Annotated in this window: 4 protein-coding genes; all 4 read right to left on the reverse strand. The window is 42.8% G+C overall.

The window, feature by feature from the left end; translation table 11 throughout:
* The coding region (locus ACWA6V_RS17575) for a fatty acid desaturase (RefSeq protein ID WP_449523713.1) at positions 1-557 on the reverse strand (557 nt) is incomplete at its 3' end.
* Complete coding sequence (locus ACWA6V_RS17580) at positions 542-1294, reverse strand: sterol desaturase family protein (protein ID WP_449523714.1); 753 nt, start codon at positions 1292-1294, stop codon at positions 542-544. The genes ACWA6V_RS17575 and ACWA6V_RS17580, both read right to left, overlap by 16 nt.
* Before the next feature lie 24 nt (positions 1295-1318).
* Positions 1319-2248: a hypothetical protein gene (locus ACWA6V_RS17585; RefSeq protein WP_449523715.1), complete on the reverse strand. Its 930-nt coding sequence runs from the start codon at positions 2246-2248 to the stop codon at positions 1319-1321.
* 172 nt (positions 2249-2420) lie between these two features.
* Positions 2421-4673, reverse strand: a 2253-nt coding sequence (locus ACWA6V_RS17590; RefSeq protein WP_449523716.1) for a KAP family P-loop NTPase fold protein, incomplete at its 5' end; no start/stop codon positions are given.

The raw sequence follows: 4673 nt of genomic DNA on the forward strand, positions 1-4673 counted from the left end.
AATACCAGCACCAGCCATTTTTCCCAATCAATTATCGCCAAGGCCAGCCACAAACCCATAATGAGAAGATACTGCAACACACAATAATAAAAATAGGCGCGCTGAAATTTATAACGACGTTTTAAATAAGCAATAAATTCCGGATACAACACTGCAATCGCCTGCAGTGGATGCAGCAAAAATCCCAGCAGATGATTAGTGTCGCCACGTGCACCGGGCGTGTTAAAACGATAGGTGCGGGTTATGTCCCGCTCACCGTGTTGGTAGCGATGATGATTGGCAATATGGGAAGGATAAAACACAAAAGTCGGATGCCCCTGCAAAAGGGTAATCCATAAATCCGTAAAACGATTTAACCGGCGAGAAGTCCAGATACGCAAATGGGTATGGTTATGGTGAATCACCCCCACACCCAGCGTTAAAAATAGTTCCAGCAAATACAACGGCCAACTGAATCCCTGCTGCCATTGCCATAGCACCAATAATGGTAACACCAGCAAATAGACAATGCTCTGCCAATCGCGCCAGCTACGGATAAAAGCTAGGGTACTCGCCAACGATTGATTTGTTTATCTGCCGCGTCTGCAGGTAGGGCGGTTTTAAAAATCCAATCCATAAATGGAAACATAAAACCGTAGTTGCCATTAAAACAGGCATGATGCAAATGGTGGCGACGCGCACCGTTAAAAATAACGCGCGGCGAACGGGGATTAAAATCAAAATTGGAATGGCCGATGCTGTTAAACAATAAACTAAACAAGGGTACGGAGAAAAGTGCATACACACTAAAATCATGTACCATCATGGGCAATAAAATCACATTGCCCAACATCATCGCCTCAACCGGATGAAATGCATAGGTTGACCAAGGTGTTGTCACTACCGAGCGATGATGCGGCAAATGAAACTGCCGCAGCCAGCGTGTGTGCAACAACCAGTGGTTGATATAAAAATGGATTTCATTCCAGATAACCAATACAAAAATTTCAACCGCAATTTGCAAACCCGAAGGATTTATCGCCAACTCAGCCCAACCCAGCTGCAGCAGTCCCCAAGGAAATACCATCCCTATCCCAAAAATCCCAATCGAGCTAGCAGACAACAACAACTCACGCCGCAACTGCCCATCACCCAACGGACGCGGATCAAGCTGGCAGCCGATATGCAAACGCGGCAGCAATTGTTGGGTAAGCATCAGGCTGAGCGCACCAAAAAATAAATAAATTCCGCCGAAAAAAGCGAGGCCGGCACCGGCGATTTCAAAAATATTGCAATTTAAAATAAAGTCGCGCATGAATAATAAAACTCGCTAATGTTTTTACTGCAACTGTTCGATTTCTCGCAGTGGCGGTAATCCCTCTGGCTGCCAGCTATCGCCGAGTTTAGTAGACCATACCGTCAGTTGAATGTGCTGGCTGATATCGGAACCATCTAACTTAACAGTGTATTTCTCATTTAATTGCGTAACAAAATGGCCATTGTGATACTGGGTTGTTGCACCGTACACGGGTAACATCCCCGAGTACATAATCAAACCGCCACTAGGGTCTTGTTTACCTTGATAGGCGTATGCTGCTTTAGCACCTTCCAGCAGGCTCTCATACACCGGCTCTTTTGCTTTAGTCGGCAAAGCGTCAATGGTAAACGTGAGCGTGCAAACATCTTTTTCCGGCGATTGCGTTGAGCAAAACATCGAGCGCGCATGCGTGACATCTCCTTCCAAAGTCTGGCCATTACTGCTAATGGTCGCTTTTTTGTTACCAGTCATAGGCACTTCTACTTCAATACCCACTCGCAATCCATCACCAACGTAGGAAACATCCGGCAAATTGATGCTGTATTTTCCATCAGGATTATTAGTAATCGAACTCCACTGCGCCTGCATATTGTAGGTTTCATTAGTAGAGACATCATCCTTATTAAAATCCATTTGCCCCGAAGCAACCACAGCACCTTGAACACGAGTCTCTTCGCTATCCAGTGAATATAGGGCGCTATCGCCACTGCCTTCACGCATCACATCGGTTGCCAGGTAAATTGAAGCATTGAGCTTGCGACTGGAATTTATTGAGGGCGAAGCCAATGCATCCATAAAATCCAAACGCGCGTGCAAGGTAATTGGCTCGCCAGATGGAACCTCTTGCACCTCGTCAACAACGTCACTTACTTGTTCTTTCTCTTTCGAGGATTGACCGCAGCCTGTAACGGCTAACACACTTAAAAAACCGAGAGTGGCAATGTATTTCATAAATAAACCTTAACAAGAGAGCGAGTTGATATAGGAGTGATTTACCAAGGTTACAAAATATAAAGCTACGCAGCTGGATGAACCAATCAATTTGTGATGGACGGCAATTATTTTAGACAGGAAACTTTTTGCGTTAATAACGCTGAACTACATTCGCAGTTTAGCTTTCTGACTAGGTCATTGCTGGGAGCACGAACGCTTTAACCTTATCCTCCAAATCACCGTAGTCTTTTAATTGCAGCAATTGTCTATATGCCCTGATAAATTCTGCGTCGATTAGTGGCTTATCAAATAAGCCCGGATCAACTTGTGTGATATTGGGATTAGCAAATACTGAGTTGTTGCTATCAACAGAAAAAATTCTGTTCCACAATCTCGCCCTCAAATTCAAATCTTCTAAACTGTTGAGGTGCTCCATAAGGATCAAAGTTAGTAACATTGGGTAAACTGATTGAGCTTTTTCATCAAAAAAGAAAAATGAGACCGGATGCTTATCCCACCTCTTAAAATAATTGCGCATTAAATCATAACTATTATTTAGTCGCTTTAGTTGGCGAGGATTTGTGATACCAAAATAGTGAACCCAATAAATGAAACATTCTCGCTGATCGTCAGACAACGACTTTATGGGATTTTTTCTTGGTGATAGACTAACTATATCTGGATTGTCTTTAGGCCGCCCCCCCTCAACAGGTACCGGATCTAACTGCGGATCAGCCTCTTTTATTTTATCAAGTTGTCGCTGTGGGTTTGCCGGACTTGTATCCTGACGAAATCCTGCATTAATTCCACCCATCGATGAATTGGGCGATGAAGACCAGAGGTGATGCATGTAATTTTTAACATCGTCCCTACTAGGCGAAGTTAACACAATAGGCAAGTTAATCACCTTTGATAGATACGCGCGTGCGACGGCATGACTGTTTTTTAACTTATGATGAGACGAAAACTCCTTGAAGTGATTCGATAGCGCAGCTAGGGCAATATGCTGATCAATAGCAACAACAACCACAACATTTTTCAGTTCCAATACCAGGCGTACAGCCTCTAATACTTTTACGATTGACTCTGGGCTGCAACGATCCAAATCATCTACCACAAATAACATGCGCTTGGGCTTCCCACACCATCCTCCCAGCCTGATATTGCACATAATTTTTATGTTATCCCGCATAACAGGGATATCACCCAGATGTTTTGCATAATCAGGCAGCCGTATATAGGTCAGCAATTCTTTACTTAAAGGATTTGCCATTAAAGATCGCAACTCTCGCAAAAAATAAATTCCGAATCCAGCCCCCCAAAAAAATTGAAATATAACATTATCCAATAGTGATTTATTTTTATCCGACAATGTTCCTAGCCACGACAACCAATCCAAATCAAGTTTTTCTGAGGCAATCAACACAGGCAAAATGGCAACAAACATCACCAAAGAAATTTTCAGAAATTTTAACTTCTGTGTTTGTATCGAATATAATAAAGTGATCCAAAAACGAAATAGCACAGACTTAATATGTTGGCAGAGCCAGCTACTGAAACGCTTAATCGCATAATGCAATGGCCCACCAAGATTCACTGCGTCAGTTTTCATTGTGAGAGGAACTTCGCTCTCAAGGTTTGCAATCGCGTTAAGCACTTCGTGGGCAATGCCCGCCTGAATGTTATCGCTGTGCTCATAGGCCCATGCGTTAAACTCGCCAAACACAAAGGGTTGTTTTTTATGAATTTCTTTTAATTTTTTCTTCAACAGCTTTAATACCGTTGACTTTCCAGACCCCCACTCACCTAATAAACCAATTGCTCGGTGATGATCATTGGCTGAATGAGTTAGATTGATTGCCAGTGCATCCGCCAATGCTTCTCGATTCAATTTATCTGTAATTGCCGGATTATCGGCATCATATATATTTGTAGATAGATAGTCGTTAGCGCTGGACCGTTTCAAAGACTGCTGAAAAAATGCGAGACCTGCGTTAATAATCTCCCACTGACTTTTTTGTCCAGCAATTTTACGTAGATCATTTATCACCTCAGCAAGCTTATTTACACCATCTGAGTACCATTCTGGTATTTCATGCCAAAGTGGGGAATGCGAAAAATCATTAATATTCGCTGAGGTTAAAAGTAATGCTTCTTCACAATCGAGCTGAAGTGCAGAGTAAAGACTATCCCTAACTTGGGGCAATGATCGTACAACACCATGAATACCGCCAAGACTTTCGTTAAGCGCTGAAGAAGCATCCTTCGCATGAAAGTGAGAATCTATTTCTTTGTTATAAGCTCGGGTAATTGCCAAAATACCACCATCAATAGATCCGGTAATTCCCATCGCTCTATAGGCATCATCTTTAATAGCAGGAGAGGGGTAAGCGTGTTCGTAAGAATATTCTTGTGCTTCCCTAACAGCCACAAGAGTCAAATG

The organism is Cellvibrio sp., from assembly GCF_053579595.1.